Source organism: Mycobacterium terramassiliense (assembly GCF_900157385.1).
In the GTDB taxonomy this organism is placed as follows: Bacteria; Actinomycetota; Actinomycetes; order Mycobacteriales; family Mycobacteriaceae; genus Mycobacterium; species Mycobacterium terramassiliense.
Genome location: NZ_LT717698.1, coordinates 27,914 through 43,504 on the forward strand (window position 1 = coordinate 27,914; position 15,591 = coordinate 43,504).

The following is a 15,591-nucleotide window of genomic DNA, read 5'->3' on the forward strand; positions in this document are numbered from 1 at the left end:
ATGCGGGGCCGCAGCGGCCGATCCGCGCGAAGGTATGATCCTCCCGACAGGGGGACGGATCGCGTGGATCTCGTGAGGCGGCGGCAATGGCAGGGCAGGATCTTGCGGTGAGCACCGGAAGAGCGATCGTGGCTCCGGCCGGCGCATGAAGATCACCCTGTTCCTCGCGGACGCGGCGCAGGCCGACGCCCAATCGGGAAAGGTCCATGCCCTCGGGCTGGGCTGGCGGCAATGCCAAACGCCCACGCCCCCTTTCGCTTTGGTGCTGTTCCTGGACATCGACTGGGACGAGACCAACAAGCCGCACAAGCTGACCTGCCAGCTGTTGACCACCGACGGCGACCCGGTGGTGGTGATGGGGACGCAGGGGCCCCAGCGCATCTCCTTCGAAGCGTCCGCGGAGGCCGGGCGCCCGCCGGGGGCTATCCACGGCACGTCGGTTCGCATGCCGCTCACGCTTAACATTCCGGCCGGCATACCGTTGGAACCGGGACTCTACGAGTGGCGGGTGGAGGTCGATGGTTTCGAGCAGGCGACCGCGGTCGCCTGCTCGAAACCATCGACCTCCACCCGCCACTCGTNGGTGGAGGTCGATGGTTTCGAGCAGGCGACCGCGGTCGAGGCGTTCGTTGTCATCGGCGCCGCGCCCCCGCCGGCGACACCCGCCTAGGCCCGAGAGTGCGGTTACCGACGCGGCCATCCGGGAAATGCGTCGCCAGTTGCACTTTCGCGTGACCCGCGGCGCGGCGCGCCCTGGCCTGGCAGGGGGCTACTCGCCGCCGAAGGCCGCGTAGAGCTCGGGCAAGAAACCCGCCAGGTGGTTCATCTCCTGGGCGCAGTGCACCAGCAGATTGCGGCCGCTGGCCACCGGGTCGCCCAGTATCCGCGACGCGATGGGGCGTACCGCCTTGGACGCGACGCCGGGCGCCTTGCGCACGGCGATGTGCGGCCCGCCCATCCAGAATCGCGACCGCATCTCGGCGCCGTTCGGCGTCGACCTGATGTGGTGGATGAACCATCCGATATCCACCGGAGCGTCGCTGGATCCCAACCGCGCGCAGATCGCCACCGCGTCCTCGCCGTCGGGTGGACAGCCCAGCTCCTCCGGCGCGACGAATTGGATCGCGCCGTTGAGCATCGTGGAGCCGATGTACTCGCTGATGATCGACCAGCGGCCGATGTAGCGCTGGGCGCCCTGCCGACCGGCATCGTCACCGTCCTTCCACGCGGCCGACAGATGGGCGCGCGGATGCCACAGCTTGTAGCGCCGGCTGTCGCAGCCGTGCCAGCCGAACCACCATGACCACATCGCCGGGGTGACCCCGGGCATGTCGGTGCGCACGGATACCTGGTAGCTGCCGTCCTCGAGAACGCCGTAGCCGTTCTCGGTCTGCTGGTAGCCCTGCTCGGCGACGCGGGCGGCGTCTCCGAACGCCGACAACGCCATCCCCCCTTGCGGGCCATGCTGTAGCGCCTCGACGACATGCGTTGGAAGCGAAGCCATCTCGGGCTTGAAGAACTTGCCGAACGGCGTATTCGCATCGTCGTTGCGGTAGCCGAGGTAAAGGTCGCCGGTCATCTACAGTCGCCCCATCCATGAGTTGAACAGGCCGTCGGGGTCATACGTGGCGCGCGCCTTGTCGAGCCGCGCCATCGCCTCGTCGCTGGCGAACTTCGCCGGGCGCTGGCCGAGGTTCTCGTCGGCGAGCTGGATCCCGGTGGCCAGGCCGGACATGGCGGCCATGTTGGATCCCGCCCAGTTGCCGTACCTGTCGTCGTCGGCGGCGTCCGTCCAGGAGCCGTAGAGGGCCAGGTAGACCTCGTCTTCGATGCTGTAGGCCATGTCCTGGCGCGCCGGCGACGGCCCCCAGTTCAGCCAGAGGAAGTGGGATGGGGCCGGCGGCATCGTGTCGAGGATCTTATGGATGCCCGGCAGCAGCTCGTCCGCCGACGCCGAGGTCCACATGTTGTCCGCCGTGTAGCGGTGGTCGTCCAGATAGTGGGTCATCACCGCGGTGTACCAGGTGGGCAAATCACTTGGCATGTAGGGAACTTTCAGCACCGCGCGATCGACGACCGGGCAGGTTTCGAAGATCGCGAGGGCCTTTTCGGCCTCCGCCTCGGAGTCGGCGAACGCCGGCGAGGCGAACACGATGCCGGGGCCGTCGATGCCCATCTCCGGCAGACTGCGAGTCGCGATGGCCTGCATCTCGACCCGTCGGTCCACCTCGGCGCTGATCCCGCGGGCCCACGTGTAAACCTCATCGGCGACGTCCCAGGGATAGGCGTACACGCTGGTGCCGCAGGCGGCCGGGCGCGGGTACAACTTCAGATAAAACGACGTGACGACGCCGAAAAAGCCAGGACCGGCCCCGCGCGCGGCGAAGTAGAGGTCGGGGTGATTTTCCGCGTCGCAGTGGATCTGTTCCCCGTCGGCGGTGATGACATCGAGCCCGATGACGCTCTCACAGGCCGGGCCGTAGATCCGGCTGTTCCAGCCGTAGCCGCCTTGCAACAGGTAACCGCCGAGGCAGACTCCCTTGCAATGGCCACCCGGGAAGAACAGGTTCTGCGCCTCCAGGTCCGCCATGAGCAGGCTGCCGCCCTTGCCCGGCCCCACGACGGCGGTCTTGTTGTCGGCGTCGATCGTCGCGTGATCGAGGCGGCTGAGGTCCAGCAGCACCGCGCCGTCGCGCAGGTGGCTGGCCGCAAAGCTGTGCCCACCCGACACGATGTTGACCTGGTGGCCGTTGGCCTTGGCGTAGCGCAGGCCCGCGACGATGTCCTCGGCGTCGACGGCCTGCACGATCATCTCGGGATACCGGTCGGGCACCTTTTGGTGCCACACGGTGCCCTGGCGGGCGACCTCGTAGCCGTCATCGCCGCGGAAGAAATGTCGCCCGGCCGGTAGCGCGTCCATGGGAGCTCCTTTGATCCACAATACGGCTCTTGGTAGACCGCAATGCGGAACACTATAGTGTCATCGTGGCTGCCCCGGAAGAAAATTTGCCGACTGGTCGCGACGAAGGCATCCAGGTGTTACGTCGCGCCGCCGCCGCCCTGGACGAAATCGCCGCCGAGCCGGGACGCCTCCGCCTGGTCGACCTCGGCGAGCGGCTTGGACTGGCCAAGTCGACGGCTCGTCGACTGCTGGTGGGCCTGGTTGAGGTCGGATTGGCCAATGTCGACGCGCAGGGCCACTTTTCCCTCGGTGAGCGCCTGCTGGGGTTCGGGAGGGCCGATGGGGCGCAGATCGCCAGGATCTTCCGCCCGACGATCGAGAGAGTGGCGCGGGCGACCGGCGACGAGACCGTCGACCTGTCGGTCCTGCGGGGGCACCGGATGTGGTTCGTCGACCAGATCGAATCGTCGCACCGCCTGCGGGCGGTCTCGGCCGTCGGCGTGCGCTTCCCCCTCGAGTCGACCGCCAACGGAAAGGCGGCCCTCGCCGCGCTCCAGCCGGCCGACGCGGAGGCCGCCCTCTCTCGCTTCGGCCCCGAAGTCGCCGGCTCGCTGCGCGCCGAGGTCGCCGAGATCAGGCGCACCGGGATCGCTTTCGACCGCGACGAACACACCGCTGGGATCTCGGCCGCCGCGATCGCGCGGCGCACGGCGGGCGACAACGTGGTCGCGATCTCGGTTCCGGCTCCCACCGAACGGTTTCGCGAGAAGCAGGGGCGCATCGTCGACGCGTTGCGCGCGGCGGCCGACTCGCCGGCCTGGGCGCGTTGAAGCTCGGTGGATGCTGGCGACGGCCGCGGTACCCCCCAGGACCCCGGCCGCGCCAAGTCCTAACCCTTCCTCAGCAGCTCACCGCGCCCGACCTGGCGAACAGCGAGCCCCATTCCCGACGGGCCGCCGACTGCGCGTCGACGAAGCTGGGTGTCTTCTCCCCTTCGCCGGCCAGGTGGACAAGCGCCCAGGCCATGGCGAACACCGGAACCTTGTGACGCAGTGCCGCACTGTGCAATTCATCGAAAGCCGCTTGCGAAGGGCAGCGACGCAGGCCGATGAGGATGCCGCGCGCGGTGTCGAGAATGCGGCCGGAATTCGGGCCATACGAAGTCTGGGCGGGAACCCAGTTCGCCATCATGCTGTCGATACCTCCTGTTGCGCCCGAACGCAATCCGCTACGCGCATGGCGGAAGAGAATCCGTTCGGTTCGCATCGTCGCGCCAGTGATTCTCGAAAGGCGCCCTGTGCAATGATTTGCGGATTGAACGAGTTTGTGCCAGAGCGCCGTCCGTATCGATATGCGCTTGTGACCCTTTCGGGATCGAGCGAATCAGCCTGCGAGGGCTAATACTTCGTCGAAGCCGGCGACCAGGGCTTCATAGAAGACGTCGTAGTCGGGTATGGCGGCGGTATCGACGTCGATGCCCAGGGCGCACGTGTCGACGTAGGTGAGCAGTGTGACGTTGACCGCCGAGCCGATCGTGGGGCCAAACGCGTACTGCGCGCGCACCGGCGCGCCGCCCAGGAAGACCGGCACCGGCACGCCGGGCACATCGCTGGCGAGGAAATCGACGTGGCGCAGCACGGAACCGATGTACCAGCGCGGCATCAAGTTCAAAGCGCCGGCGATCAGTTGGGTGTACGGCAGGGACCGTTCGGCGCGCACCGCGCCGGCGCGCTCGTGGATCGCCCGAATTCGCGCCGTCGGCTCGATCTCGCCCGCGGGAACGTCGAACCGCATCAGCGTGATCCGGTTGCCGCCCATGCCGTCGGACTCCGTCCGCAAGCTGATGGGCATCGTGAGGTGCAGGTCGCCGATCTCGACGCCGTGCTTTTCGTGGTAGCGCCGTAGGCCGCCGGCGACTCCGGCGACGAACGCATCGTTGAGGGCCCCGCCGGATCGGTGGGCCGCCTCGCGCAGTTGCTGCAGCGGCACCTGGTGCACCAGCAGACGACGGATCAGGCCGCGTTCGGTGAGCAGCGGAGAACCGGTGCGACCTATCGGCCGAACGGTCCGATAGAACGATGCGGCGGTGGCCGCCGCCGACCGGGCCGTCGCGAGGGGCCGGCGCACGCCGCCGTAGAGCAGTCGCGGAGCCGCGGTGATTGCCCCGGCGACGGCGGTCGCAAGCAGCCCGGCGTCGTATCGCCAGGTATCCCGATAGCCCGCGAGCCACGACGGCGTCGACACCTCAGGTTCGGGCGGAAGCGGTTCTCGCCGGCACAACTCCTCGGAGAGGTTGAACAGATGCATCGCGATCTGCACGCCGCCGATCCCGTCGGTGAGGGCATGATGGAACTTGCAAATCACCGCCGCGCCACCGTCTTCCAGACCATCGATGAGGGTCGTCTCCCACAGCGGCCGGGCCCTGTCGAAGTCCTGCATCTCGGCCAGCCGGGCCAGCTCGAGAACGTCGTCGAGCGTGCCGGCCCCCGGGGCGGCGGCCCGCCGGACGTGGTAGTCGAGGTCGAAATCGGGGGCGTACTCCCAGTGCGGCGGGGCCGGCGGCGGCGACGGCGCCACCCGTTGCCGAAACATCGGCAGTTTGCGGCTGATCAAATCGAAGCGTTCGCGCACTTCGTCCCAGTCGGGCGAGCGCTTGAGCATCACGACGCTGACCACGGTCGACCTCAACCGTGGATCGCTTTCCATCGCCCAGGTGAAGGCGTCGCTGTTGCGCAGGAATCCGGTCATCAAATGCTCCGGGCATTAACCTACGACGCGGGGCGGCAAAGGTCAGCAGATCCTTGGCAGCCAATGACTTTGGTCCTTCGATATCGGGTCCTTCGTCGGCGGCACCGCGACTATGACGACTTGGCGGCCTCGGCGTCGGCGAATTCGCAGAACGCCGTGTAGGCGCGCGCGCCGTAAATGGTGGCCGGGCCGCCGTGCATGAGGAAGGTGACGCCGATGGCCTCGGCGGCCTCCTCCCGGGTGGCGCCGGCGCGCGCGGCTCCCTGCGCATGGGAGGCGATGCAGCCGTCGCAACCCTCGACGACCCCGATCGCCAGCGCCATGAGTTCCTTGACCTTGCGGCTCAGCGCACCATCGGTGAGGGCCGCGCCGCTCAGGGCCGCGAACCCTTGGTAAACCTCGGGGATCTGCTTGCGAAGCGCGCGGTGCTGCGGCAACAGGTCCTGCAGTACTTCGTGATGATGCTGCTGATCCGACATTGCCCGGCCCCCTCTCAGCGGTGAACTGCGGGCTTGAGGGAGTCGATGGCCGCCTGCAGCCTGTCCGTGACCTCCTCGGCGACCGGACGCAGTTCCGGCTCACCGGTGACCTCGACCAGCAGGCCGGGATTCATGGCCTCGACGAGCACCGTGCCGGCGTGGTCGGGGTCGGCCCGCACGACGACGTTGCAGGGCAGCAGCAGGCCGATCTGGCGTCGTGCGTCCAGGGCCCGACGCGCCAGCGGTGGGTTGCAGGCGCCGAGGATCAGGTAGTCCTCCATGTCATGGCCGAGTTTCGCCTTCAGCGTGGCCTTCACGTCGATCTCGGTGAGCACACCGAAGCCCTGCTCGGCGAGCGCCTCGCGGGTCTTGGCGACCGCGTCCTCGAACGAGGTCTGCAGCGGTGTCGAAATGGCGAGATTCATCGTGGCTTCCTTTCGTTCGTTCACCGCCCTGGCGCTCAGGCGAGCGCCAGGAACAGCTTCTCCAGCTCGGCCTCGCTCAGCGGCGTCGCGCCGTCCGCGGTGGTTCCCGTGACGCATTCCTTCAACCCGGTCGCGACGATCTTGAAACCGGCGCGGTCGAGGGCACGCGAAACCGCGGCGAGCTGGGTGACGACGTCCTTGCAGTCGCGGCCCTGTTCGATCATCGAGATCACCCCGGCAAGCTGGCCCTGGGCCCGCCGCAGCCGGTTGAGCACCGCGGCGATGCTGTCTTGATCACCAATCACTGGATCCTCCGTCTCGTTGTCGCTACGAACAGGGTACCCGCCGGGGTATCAATCGATCCAGAGTGGAATATACCCCATAGGGTATTAGTTGTCACGCGCGAACATGCGAAAGAGAGGAAGCGGCATGTCCACCTCGGCCGGCACCCGCCAGACCTTCAAATCGACGATCGTCGACAACCCTCTTGTGCTGGTTGATTTTTGGGCCGCGTACTGCCGCCCTTGTCAGGCCTTCGCGCCCGTCTACGACCGCTCGGCGCAGGCACACCCCGACGTCGTGCACGCCAAGGTCGACACTCAGGCCGAGCCGGAGCCGGCCGCCGCGCTCGGCATCCGCTCCGCCCCGACATCATGGCGTTTCGTGACGGCGTCCCGGTCTACAGCCAACCGGCGCGATGCCCGCGGGCATGCTGGAAGACCTGATCAGCCGGGTGAGATCGCTCGACATGAACGCGGTGCGGGCCAAGATCCCGGCTCGCCAGGCCGCGGTGGCCGGCTAATCCGGGAGCCGCGCCGCGGGCCCACCTCAGAGGATCGCCCGGCGATCCTTCGCCCGGGCGATGTCGTCCCAGTCGACGCCGAGCTCCAGCAGAATCTCCTCGGTGTGCTGGCCGTGCTCCGGGGCGCGGGCGGGCGCCGGTGGGGTTTCGTCGAACTGAACGGGCGCCGCGACGATGCGGTACTTCTCCCCGTGGTCGTCGACGTTGGTCACCACGTAACCGTTGGGTTCGACCTGTGGGTCGTTGAGGGTCTCGCGCGGCGTTGCCAGCGCGCCCCACACGCCGGGTTCGTCCGCGAGAACCCGTTGCCAGTGCGCAAGGTCATGGCGGGCAAAGGCGTTCGCCACGAGCTCGGTCGCCGCGGCGGCGTTGGCGATCAGGTTGCTTGACGGCACAAACCGCTCGTCGGTGGCCAACTCGGGCAGCCCCATCCGCGCACAGAAGCCGGCCCAGAATTTGTCGGGCTGCAGGAAAACCAACTGAATCCACCTGCCGTCCTTGGTTTTGTACCGATTCACGAGCGGGTTGATGGCCAGCCCGGGTGGCGCACCGGGAATGCCGTCGATGTCGAAGAAATCGGCCGCCGAGATCGACGGAGCGATCGCCCACATCGCCTGCGCCAGCAGCGAGGAGTCCACGATCGTCGGTTCGCCGGTCCGTTCCCGGTGAAACAGCGCCGCGCACACGCCGCCGGCCAGCGTTGCGCCGCCTTGCAGGTCCCCGAACGCGGGCCCCTGGACCGCGGGCGTGTCGGTGCCGAACGGTGTGAGCGTGTACGCCACCCCGCCGCGCGCCAGGTAGGTGGCGGCGTCGAACCCGCCGCGATCGCGATCGGGGCCCCGGACCCCCAGCCCGGTGCCGCGGGCGATGATGATCTTCGGGTTGAACCGGCGGACGTCGTCCACGGTCAGCCGCGCCCGCTCGAGCGCGCCGGGCAGCCAATTGGTCAGGAACACATCCGCACTGGCCAACAGGCGGCCGAAAAGCTCGCGGCCCAGTTCGGACTTGATGTCGATGGCGATGCTGCGCTTGCCGCGGTTGCCCAATTCGAGGATGAAATCGGCGTCGGGGCGGGCCGCTTCGCGGGTGAAGCCGCCGACGACGAGCGCGCGCCCGGGGTCCCCCGAGGCGACGCCTTCCACCTTGATCACTTCGGCGCCCCAGTCGGCGAGGGCGGCACCGGCCGAGGGCACGTAGGTCCACGACGCCAACTCGACCACCCGGACACCACTGAGCACGCCGGACAAGGCAACCCCCTCGGTCGTCTTTCTTGCTATTTTAAGTATTCTAGCTACTCTAAGGGATATCGAGAGCCCGGCTGCGGCCACGCGCAGTTTTCGTGGAAGCCATGTGAAGGAGCCGACCAGTGGGTCGCTCCGCCTCCGCGATGCGGTGAGTACGCGTATTCCCGGCTCTTTGGCACCCAATAGCTTTGGCCCCCAACGCGGGTCGCTGGTGTAGGCACCGGGGCAAAGGACGGAATATGGGCAGGGTGACGGGCAAGGTGGCCGTGATCAGCGGGGCGGCGCGCGGCCAGGGCCGTTCCCATGCGCGCCTGCTGGCCGCGGAGGGTGCCGACATCATCGCGGTGGACCTGTGCGCGGACATCGAAACGAACGAGTACCCGCTGGCGCGACCCGAGGATCTCGACGAGACGGCGCGGCTGGTCGAAAAGGAGGGGCAGCGCGCCTTCACGGCGATCGCCGACGTCCGCGACCGGGTGGCCTTGGCCGCCGCGATCGATCAGGGTGTGGCCGAGTTCGGCCATCTCGACATCGTGGTGGCCAACGCGGGCATCTGCCCGCTCACCGCGGGCCTTCCGCCGCAGGCGTTCGCCGACGCCGTCGATGTCGACCTGGTCGGCGTGCTGAACCTGGTGCACACGAGCCTGAAGCATCTGCACGCCGGCGCATCGATCATTGTGATCGGGTCGAACGCGGCGTTCATGTCGTCTCTGAACACCACAGGAATCGACGGCGGCCCCGGCGGAGCGGGCTACGCGTTCGCGAAACTCGCTGCCGCGCACTACGTCAACGACTTCGCGTTGGCACTGGCCAAGTTCTCCATCCGGATGAACGCGGTGCACCCGACGAATGTCAACACCGACATGCTGCACAGCGCACCGATGTACCGGGCGTTCCGGCCCGATCTGAAGGAGCCCAAACGCGAGGACGCCGAACCGGTCTTCCCGGTGGTTCAGGCGATGCCCATCCCCTACGTCGAACCCGAGGACATCAGCGAGGCCGTGCTGTTTTTGGCGTCGGACGCGGCGCGCTACATCACCGGGCAGCAGCTCCGCGTGGACGGGGGCGGCTTCCTCAAGGTTAAGCCCTGGTCGGGCGGCTGACGGCGGCGTCACCAAACATGTTGGGGTGCAAAATGACTGGAGGGTATGGGTGAGCGACGGTCAGGCCACCACGGACGTCGAACGTCGCCTCTACGAATTGATGATCCTGATGAAGGCCGCCGACGACCGGCTGTCCAAGGGCATCGGCACCGGCGAATTCATGTGCGTCTATTGGCCTTCACGTGGGCAGGAGGCGATCGCCGCGGCGATGGGGGTGGCGCTGCGGCCCGACGACCAGCTGGTGACGACCTACCGCGGGCTGCACGACCTGATCGGCAAGGGCGTCCCGCTCGAGGAGATCTACGGCGAGATGATGGGCCGCACCGTCGGCGCGAGCCGGGGCAAGGGCGGCACCATGCACATCGCCAAGCCCGACAAGGGCGTCATGCTCTCGACCGGGATCGTTGGGGCCGGACCTCCGGTGGCCGTCGGGTTGGCGATGGCCGGCAAGCGCAAGGGCCTCGACCGGGTCACGGTGGTCAGCTTCGGCGACGGAGCGACCAACACCGGATCCTTCCACGAGGCGGCCAACATGGCCGCGCTGTGGGACCTGCCGCTGGTGTTCGTATGCCAGAACAATCTGTTCGCCGAGATGACGCCGACGTCGGACACGATGAAGCTCGAGCACGTCGCCCAGCGGGCGGCCGGGTACGGCATGCCGGGCGTCCGCGTCGACGGCAATGACCCGCTGGCGGTGAAATCCGCGCTCGACGACGCCCTGAGCCGTGCCCGCGCCGGCCAGGGCCCCACCTTCATCGAGTGCGTGACGTTCCGCTTCCGCGGCCACTACTTCGGTGACCGGATGCCTTACATCCCCAAGGAACAACTGGCCGCGGCGATGGCGGCCGATCCCGTACCGCGGTTCCGCGAGCACCTCGGGCAGGCCGGAATCTGCGGCCCGGGCGAACTCGACCGCATCGACGACGAGGCGCTTGCCAGGGTGGAAGAGGCCCTGGCGACGGTCATGGGCGCGCCGTCGCCCTCGAGCGACGAGCTCGACCACGACGTGTACGCGAGGCCGATCGGGTTTCCGGTATGACGGACGAAAAGGAGATGACGATGCGCGAGGCGCTGAACCTCGCGCTCGACGAGGCGCTGGGCGCCGACGAACGAGTGTTCCTGCTCGGTGAGGACATCGCCGATCCCGGCGCCTCGGGGCCCACGGCGGGGTTGTCCACCAAGTACGGCCACGACCGGGTCGTGGATACGCCCATCTCGGAGGCCGCGATCGTGGGAGCCGCGATCGGTGCCGCGATCGACGGGATGCTGCCCGTGGCCGAGATCATGATCATGGACTTCATCGGCATCGCCGCCGACCAGCTCATCAACAACGCGGCCAAGTTGCGGTTCATGACCGCGGGCCGGACGACGGCCCCGATCACCATCCGCACCCAGGTTTATGCGGGGCTGGCCACCGGGGCCACGCACTCGCAAAGCCTGGAGGCGTGGTTCATGCACATCCCGGGGATGAAGGTCATCGTGCCGTCCACTCCGCGCGACGGCAAAGGCCTTCTGACGGCGGCGATCTTCGATCCCGACCCGTGCCTGTTCATCGAGACGATCCGGCTGCAGGGCAAGAAGGGACCCGTCCCCGTCGAGCCCGGGTTCTCAATCCCCCTGGGACAGGCCGACATCAAGCGGCGCGGCACCGACGTGACGCTGATCGCATACGGTCGGCCCGTGCACGACGCGCTCGCGGCGGCGGACACGCTGGCCGAACAGGGCGTCAGCGCCGAGGTGGTAGATCTGCGCACCCTGGTGCCGCTCGATGTCGAGACCATCGTGGAGTCGGCCCGCCGCACCAAACGGGTCGTGATCGCGCACGACGCGGTCCAATTCGCCGGCCCCGGAGCGGAAATCGCGGCGATCCTGCAATCCGAACTGTTCGGCGTGCTGGCGGCACCGATCGAACGGGTGGGCGCCAGGTTCGTCCCCAACCCGGCCGCGGCCGCGCTCGAGGCGCAGATGTACCCGTCGCCGCCGCGCATCGTTGCGGCCGCCCACCGCACTCTCGAACGCGCGGCGAAGGCCAAAGTGCATGGCTGACTTCATCATCCGCATCCCCCGCGTGTCGGTGGCCGTCTCGGAAGCCGAGCTCACCGATCTTCTCGTGGAGGCGGGTGAGCACGTCGAGGAGGGCACACCGATCTATGTGATCGCCACCGAGAAGGTGGAACAGGAAGTCGAAGCCGGCGCGTCGGGCGTTGTGCAATGGACCGGACAGGTCGGGACGACCTACGACATCGGCGCCGAAATCGGCGTCATCACTGCATAATTCGAGATAATGAAAGGTTAGCCTACATGGATCTCAACGAGACCCGCGAGAGAATCGTCTACGAAAAGGAAGGCCCGATCGCCCGCGTCACGCTCAACTGGCCGGAGAAGGCGAACGCCCAGGACCAGAAGCTGGCCGAGGAAGTCGACGCCGCGCTGCTGGACGCCGATCGCGACTACGACATCAAGGTGCTGATCCTCAAGGCCAACGGCAAGGGCTTCTGCTCCGGGCATGCCATCGGCAACAACGCGGTCGACTATCCGGCATTCGTCGAGGCCGCCAAGGTGATGGGCACGCCGTGGAAGCCACAGACCGACCTGTTCGTCAAGCCGATTCTGAACCTGTGGGAGTTCTCCAAGCCGACCATCGCGGCCGTGCACGGTTACTGCGTCGGCGGGGGCACCCACTACGGGCTGACGACCGACATCGTCATCGCCGCCGAGGATGCGTACTTCTCCTATCCGCCCCTGCAGGGATTCGGGATGCCGTCGGGTGAATGCTCGATCGAGCCGTGGGTTTTCATGAACTGGCGGCGCGCGGCGTACTACCTGTACCTGGCCGAGGTCATCGACGCGAAAAAGGCGCTGGAGGTCGGTCTGGTCAACGAGGTGGTGCCGCGCGACCAATTGGAAGCGCGCGCCGACGCCATCGCCCGCCACATCGCCCAGGCGCCGATGACGACGCTCTTGGCGACCAAGGCCAATCTCAAGCGGGCCTGGGAGTTGATGGGCATGCGGGTGCACTGGCAGAGCTCCAACGACCTCGTCGCGCTCGCGTCGATCAGCAAGGACGTGCAGGAGCTGATCCAGACGGTGTTCAAGGACAAGGTGCTGCCCTCCGAGCAGGCCCGCCGCCAGGCGGCGGCAGCCGCCGCGCAGGACGGCGCTTCGCCGGCGTGACGACGCCACCGCCCGTCACGGCTTGACGGGACGTTAGCCACTCGCACAGGCGACGTTCGGCCCTGGTGACGCCGCGTCGTGGTGAACGACGCTGCTCCAGATGAATCGACGCGCCGCCGCGCTGGTAATTCCCGGCAATCGACACCGGTCGAATTACGATCTGCGTGTGTCCGCCGACACCCGCCGGGGATCGACCATCGGATCGCGGTCGGCTAAGGGGTAGTGAGGTGTTGGATTTCGGGGTGCTCCCACCCGAAATCAATTCCGGTCGAATGTATTCGGGCCCGGGCTCGGAGTCGATGACGGCAGCCGCGACGGCCTGGGACGAGTTGGCGGCCGAATTGGGCGCGGCGGCGAGCGGGTACGGCTCGGTGATCGCTGAACTGACCAGCTCACCCTGGGTGGGGCCCTCGTCGGCCGCGATGGTGTCCGCCGTTGCGCCGCATGTGAGTTGGCTCAGCGCGGCGGCCGCCCAGGCCGAGCAGACCGCGAGCCAGGCCCGCGCGGCCGCGGCCGCCTTCGAGACCGCATTCGTGATGACGGTGCCGCCACCCGTGATCGTGGCCAATCGGCTGTTGCTGATGACGCTGATCGCCACCAATTTCTTCGGGCAGAACACCCCGGCGATCGCCGCCACCGAAGCCCAGTACGCCGAGATGTGGGCCCAGGATGCGACCGCCATGTATGGCTATGCGGCCTCCTCGGCGACGGCCGCCCAGCTGACCCCCTACCAATCTCCGCCCAACATCACCACCCCGGACGCGGTGGCCCGGCAGGGCGCCGCGGTTGCTCAAGCCGTCGTTCCCCAAGCACTGCAACAACTTTCGTCTCCGGCCGCGGGATCGGCCGCGCAGGGGCTCCTTGGGAACACCATCCAAGATTTGCTGATGTACGGGCTGCCGACTCCGGCCAACAACTGGCTCGGGCTCACCCCGCCCAACTACATCACGGTTTTCAAGCAAACCTTGCAGGCGTATTTCGGCATGGGCGTCGCAAACTTCGCTTACAGCATCGGACAGCAGTTGACATTCGGCTCCGGAACAACGGCCGGTTCGGCCGGCGCCTGGTACCCGACGCCACAATTTTTCGGCCTGCACATCGAGGGACTGGGCGGCGCGGGTGCCCACAGCGCCGGAGCGGTGTCGGCGAGCGCGGGCCAGGCCGGCAAGGTCGGGCCGTTGTCCGTCCCGCCGAATTGGACGACGCCGACATCGGAACTGGCACTTGCCGGCACAGCGATGGATGAGAGCGCCGCTTCGCAGGCCGCCGCAAGCGGAACGGGCAATGCGCTGCTGCGCGGAATACCGACCGGGGCCGTGGGACGGCGCACGGCCGCGTACGGACACACCAACGTCTACGGGGCCCGCCACAGCGTGGTCGTCCGCCCGCCCTCGGCCGGATGACGCCCACCAAGGAGCTCAGATGTCACTCGAGAAGACGCAACAAGAGGCCGACCCGGCCAGGCCGACTGAGGAGTCATGATGATTGATTTTGGCGCATTGCCCCCGGAGATCAACTCTGCGCGGATTTATGCGGGTCCCGGCTCGTCGTCGTTGACCGCAGCGGCGTCGGCCTGGAACGGGCTTGCCGCCGAGTTGAATTCGGCTGCGGCGGGTTATGACACGGTGGTCACCACGCTGTCCGGCGAAGAATGGCTGGGGCCGGCCTCGGCGTCCATGGCGGCCGCGGTGCGGCCGTACGTGGAGTGGATGAACACGACTGCCGCGCAAGCCGAACAGGCGGCCGCGCGGGCCCGAGCGGCCGCGGCGGCCTACGAAGCGGCACTCGCCGCCGTCGTGCCCCCGCCGATGATCGCGGCCAACCGCGCCCAGCTCGCCCAGGCGACCGCGGTCAACGTGCTGGGTCAAAACAACGCGATCATCGCGCAACTCGAAGCCCAATACGCCGAATTCTGGGCGCAAGACGCCGCGGCCATGTACGACTACGCGGGTTCCTCGGCCAGCGCCACGAAGGTCGCGCCGTTCACCGCGGCACCCCAGATCGCCAACCCGGCCGCCCAAGCCGCCCAGACGGCCGCGGCCACCTCGGGCGGCGGCCAGTCCACGCTGGCACGGCTGATCGCCAACTTGCCGAGCCAGCTGCAGGGCCTGGCGTCGCCCACCTCGGCGGCCTCGGCCGCCGCCTCGATGCCGGTCCTCACCGAAGTCTGGTTCCTGCTGACCGGCCAGACGGTTTTGCCGACCAACCTGGGCACCTTCCTCAACGGCATCGCCCCCTATACGAGCTTCTTCTACAACACCGAGGGTCTGCCCTACTTCAGTGTCGGCATGGGCAACTTCGGGGTTCAGATATCCAAGACGCTGGGCTGGATCGGTGGGGCGGCAGGACCGGGCGTCGCTACCGTGCCCAAGGGCCTGCCCGGACTGGGCGGGCTGATCGGCGGTGGTGCCGGCGCGGCGGCGCAGCTGGGCAGCGCGACCTCGATCGGCAAGCTGTCGGTACCTGCCGCCTGGGCGGCGGCCGCCCCGGCGGCACAGCATGCTGGGACCGAGCTGGTCAGCGCGATCCGGCCTACCGCGGAGGCCGGCGCCGGACCCGGCAACCTACTCGGCGGCATGCCGCTGGCGGGCATGGGTTCGGGCACCGCCGGCGGCGCCGGACCGCGATACGGCTTCCGGCCGACCGTCATGGCCCGTCCGCCCCTGGGTGGATAGCCGGCCCGCGGTGGCCCGGTATCGTCACGACAGGAGTCC

17 protein-coding genes and 1 pseudogene are annotated in these 15,591 nt (G+C 68.0%); 10 read left to right on the plus strand and 8 right to left on the minus strand.

Annotated features, from left to right (window positions below; all coding sequences use genetic code 11):
• The first annotated feature begins 145 nt into the window (after positions 1-145).
• Complete coding sequence (locus tag MTAB308_RS02190) at positions 146-670, plus strand: DUF6941 family protein (protein ID WP_077097484.1); 525 nt, start codon at positions 146-148, stop codon at positions 668-670.
• 99 nt (positions 671-769) lie between these two features.
• On the opposite strand, the gene MTAB308_RS02195 is transcribed toward MTAB308_RS02190, so the two are convergent.
• Both MTAB308_RS02195 and MTAB308_RS02200 read right to left on the minus strand, forming a co-directional pair.
• Positions 770-1,579 carry a DAPG hydrolase family protein gene (locus tag MTAB308_RS02195; RefSeq protein ID WP_077097486.1) on the minus strand — a complete coding sequence of 270 codons (810 nt, stop codon included), beginning with the start codon at positions 1,577-1,579 and terminating at the stop codon, positions 770-772.
• A complete protein-coding gene (locus tag MTAB308_RS02200) occupies positions 1,580-2,920 on the minus strand; it encodes an FAD-binding oxidoreductase (RefSeq protein ID WP_077097488.1) in 1,341 nt (446 codons plus the stop codon).
• A gap of 65 nt (positions 2,921-2,985) precedes the next feature.
• Between MTAB308_RS02200 and MTAB308_RS02205 the strand changes: the two genes are divergently transcribed.
• On the plus strand, positions 2,986-3,732 hold the full coding sequence (locus MTAB308_RS02205; RefSeq protein ID WP_077098114.1) for an IclR family transcriptional regulator: 747 nt from the start codon (positions 2,986-2,988) through the stop codon (positions 3,730-3,732).
• Between the two features lie 70 nt (positions 3,733-3,802).
• On the opposite strand, the gene MTAB308_RS02210 is transcribed toward MTAB308_RS02205, so the two are convergent.
• From MTAB308_RS02210 to MTAB308_RS02230, 5 genes are all read right to left on the minus strand, one after another.
• Complete coding sequence (locus MTAB308_RS02210) at positions 3,803-4,093, minus strand: ANTAR domain-containing protein (RefSeq protein WP_077097490.1); 291 nt, start codon at positions 4,091-4,093, stop codon at positions 3,803-3,805.
• Positions 4,094-4,285: 192 nt separating this feature from the next.
• Complete coding sequence (locus MTAB308_RS02215; protein WP_077097492.1) at positions 4,286-5,650, minus strand: wax ester/triacylglycerol synthase domain-containing protein; 1,365 nt, start codon at positions 5,648-5,650, stop codon at positions 4,286-4,288.
• A 110-nt stretch (positions 5,651-5,760) separates the two neighbouring features.
• Positions 5,761-6,129 (minus strand): carboxymuconolactone decarboxylase family protein, encoded by a 369-nt coding sequence (locus MTAB308_RS02220; protein ID WP_077097495.1) that lies wholly within the window; start codon positions 6,127-6,129, stop codon positions 5,761-5,763.
• A 14-nt stretch (positions 6,130-6,143) separates the two neighbouring features.
• Complete coding sequence (locus MTAB308_RS02225; protein WP_077097497.1) at positions 6,144-6,554, minus strand: DUF302 domain-containing protein; 411 nt, start codon at positions 6,552-6,554, stop codon at positions 6,144-6,146.
• Between the two features lie 35 nt (positions 6,555-6,589).
• Positions 6,590-6,859 carry a metal-sensitive transcriptional regulator gene (locus MTAB308_RS02230; RefSeq protein ID WP_066970524.1) on the minus strand — a complete coding sequence of 90 codons (270 nt, stop codon included), beginning with the start codon at positions 6,857-6,859 and terminating at the stop codon, positions 6,590-6,592.
• Positions 6,860-6,983: 124 nt separating this feature from the next.
• Here MTAB308_RS02230 and MTAB308_RS02235 point away from each other — a divergent pair.
• Positions 6,984-7,356 (plus strand): annotated as a pseudogene (locus MTAB308_RS02235) (thioredoxin family protein).
• Positions 7,357-7,382: 26 nt separating this feature from the next.
• On the opposite strand, the gene MTAB308_RS02240 reads toward MTAB308_RS02235, so the two are convergent.
• Positions 7,383-8,603, minus strand: coding sequence for a CaiB/BaiF CoA transferase family protein (locus MTAB308_RS02240; RefSeq protein WP_077097499.1), 1,221 nt, complete (start codon positions 8,601-8,603; stop codon positions 7,383-7,385).
• A gap of 236 nt (positions 8,604-8,839) precedes the next feature.
• On the opposite strand from MTAB308_RS02240, the gene MTAB308_RS02245 reads away from it, so the two are divergent.
• From MTAB308_RS02245 to MTAB308_RS02275, 7 genes are all read left to right on the plus strand, one after another.
• Entirely contained in the window at positions 8,840-9,703 is an 864-nt protein-coding gene (locus MTAB308_RS02245) for a mycofactocin-coupled SDR family oxidoreductase (RefSeq protein ID WP_077097501.1), read from the plus strand.
• Positions 9,704-9,803: 100 nt separating this feature from the next.
• Positions 9,804-10,742 carry a thiamine pyrophosphate-dependent dehydrogenase E1 component subunit alpha gene (locus MTAB308_RS02250; protein ID WP_083746424.1) on the plus strand — a complete coding sequence of 313 codons (939 nt, stop codon included), beginning with the start codon at positions 9,804-9,806 and terminating at the stop codon, positions 10,740-10,742.
• Positions 10,739-11,749 carry an alpha-ketoacid dehydrogenase subunit beta gene (locus tag MTAB308_RS02255; RefSeq protein ID WP_077097505.1) on the plus strand — a complete coding sequence of 337 codons (1,011 nt, stop codon included), beginning with the start codon at positions 10,739-10,741 and terminating at the stop codon, positions 11,747-11,749. The genes MTAB308_RS02250 and MTAB308_RS02255 overlap by 4 nt, the downstream gene beginning before the upstream one ends.
• Positions 11,742-11,978, plus strand: a complete 237-nt coding sequence (locus MTAB308_RS02260) for a biotin/lipoyl-containing protein (protein ID WP_077097507.1) — start codon at positions 11,742-11,744, stop codon at positions 11,976-11,978. The genes MTAB308_RS02255 and MTAB308_RS02260 overlap by 8 nt, the downstream gene beginning before the upstream one ends.
• 26 nt (positions 11,979-12,004) lie before the next feature.
• A complete protein-coding gene (locus MTAB308_RS02265; protein WP_077097509.1) occupies positions 12,005-12,877 on the plus strand; it encodes an enoyl-CoA hydratase/isomerase family protein in 873 nt (290 codons plus the stop codon).
• A gap of 227 nt (positions 12,878-13,104) precedes the next feature.
• Positions 13,105-14,280 (plus strand): PPE family protein, encoded by a 1,176-nt coding sequence (locus tag MTAB308_RS02270; protein ID WP_077097511.1) that lies wholly within the window; start codon positions 13,105-13,107, stop codon positions 14,278-14,280.
• 75 nt (positions 14,281-14,355) lie between these two features.
• On the plus strand, positions 14,356-15,552 hold the full coding sequence (locus MTAB308_RS02275) for a PPE family protein (RefSeq protein ID WP_077097513.1): 1,197 nt from the start codon (positions 14,356-14,358) through the stop codon (positions 15,550-15,552).
• Positions 15,553-15,591 lie beyond the last annotated feature (39 nt).

What these genes read in the sequence shown, in the direction of transcription:
- MTAB308_RS02195 (WP_077097486.1), bottom strand. Translation starts at nt 1,579, where the DNA reads ATGACCGGCGACCTTTACCTCGGCTACCGCAACGACGATGCGAATACG.
- MTAB308_RS02200 (WP_077097488.1), bottom strand. Translation starts at nt 2,920, where the DNA reads ATGGACGCGCTACCGGCCGGGCGACATTTCTTCCGCGGCGATGACGGC.
- MTAB308_RS02210 (WP_077097490.1), bottom strand. Translation starts at nt 4,093, where the DNA reads ATGATGGCGAACTGGGTTCCCGCCCAGACTTCGTATGGCCCGAATTCC.
- MTAB308_RS02215 (WP_077097492.1), bottom strand. Translation starts at nt 5,650, where the DNA reads ATGACCGGATTCCTGCGCAACAGCGACGCCTTCACCTGGGCGATGGAA.
- MTAB308_RS02220 (WP_077097495.1), bottom strand. Translation starts at nt 6,129, where the DNA reads ATGTCGGATCAGCAGCATCATCACGAAGTACTGCAGGACCTGTTGCCG.
- MTAB308_RS02225 (WP_077097497.1), bottom strand. Translation starts at nt 6,554, where the DNA reads ATGAATCTCGCCATTTCGACACCGCTGCAGACCTCGTTCGAGGACGCG.
- MTAB308_RS02245 (WP_077097501.1), top strand. Translation starts at nt 8,840, where the DNA reads ATGGGCAGGGTGACGGGCAAGGTGGCCGTGATCAGCGGGGCGGCGCGC.
- MTAB308_RS02250 (WP_083746424.1), top strand. Translation starts at nt 9,804, where the DNA reads ATGATCCTGATGAAGGCCGCCGACGACCGGCTGTCCAAGGGCATCGGC.
- MTAB308_RS02255 (WP_077097505.1), top strand. Translation starts at nt 10,739, where the DNA reads ATGACGGACGAAAAGGAGATGACGATGCGCGAGGCGCTGAACCTCGCG.
- MTAB308_RS02260 (WP_077097507.1), top strand. Translation starts at nt 11,742, where the DNA reads ATGGCTGACTTCATCATCCGCATCCCCCGCGTGTCGGTGGCCGTCTCG.
- MTAB308_RS02265 (WP_077097509.1), top strand. Translation starts at nt 12,005, where the DNA reads ATGGATCTCAACGAGACCCGCGAGAGAATCGTCTACGAAAAGGAAGGC.
- MTAB308_RS02275 (WP_077097513.1), top strand. Translation starts at nt 14,356, where the DNA reads ATGATGATTGATTTTGGCGCATTGCCCCCGGAGATCAACTCTGCGCGG.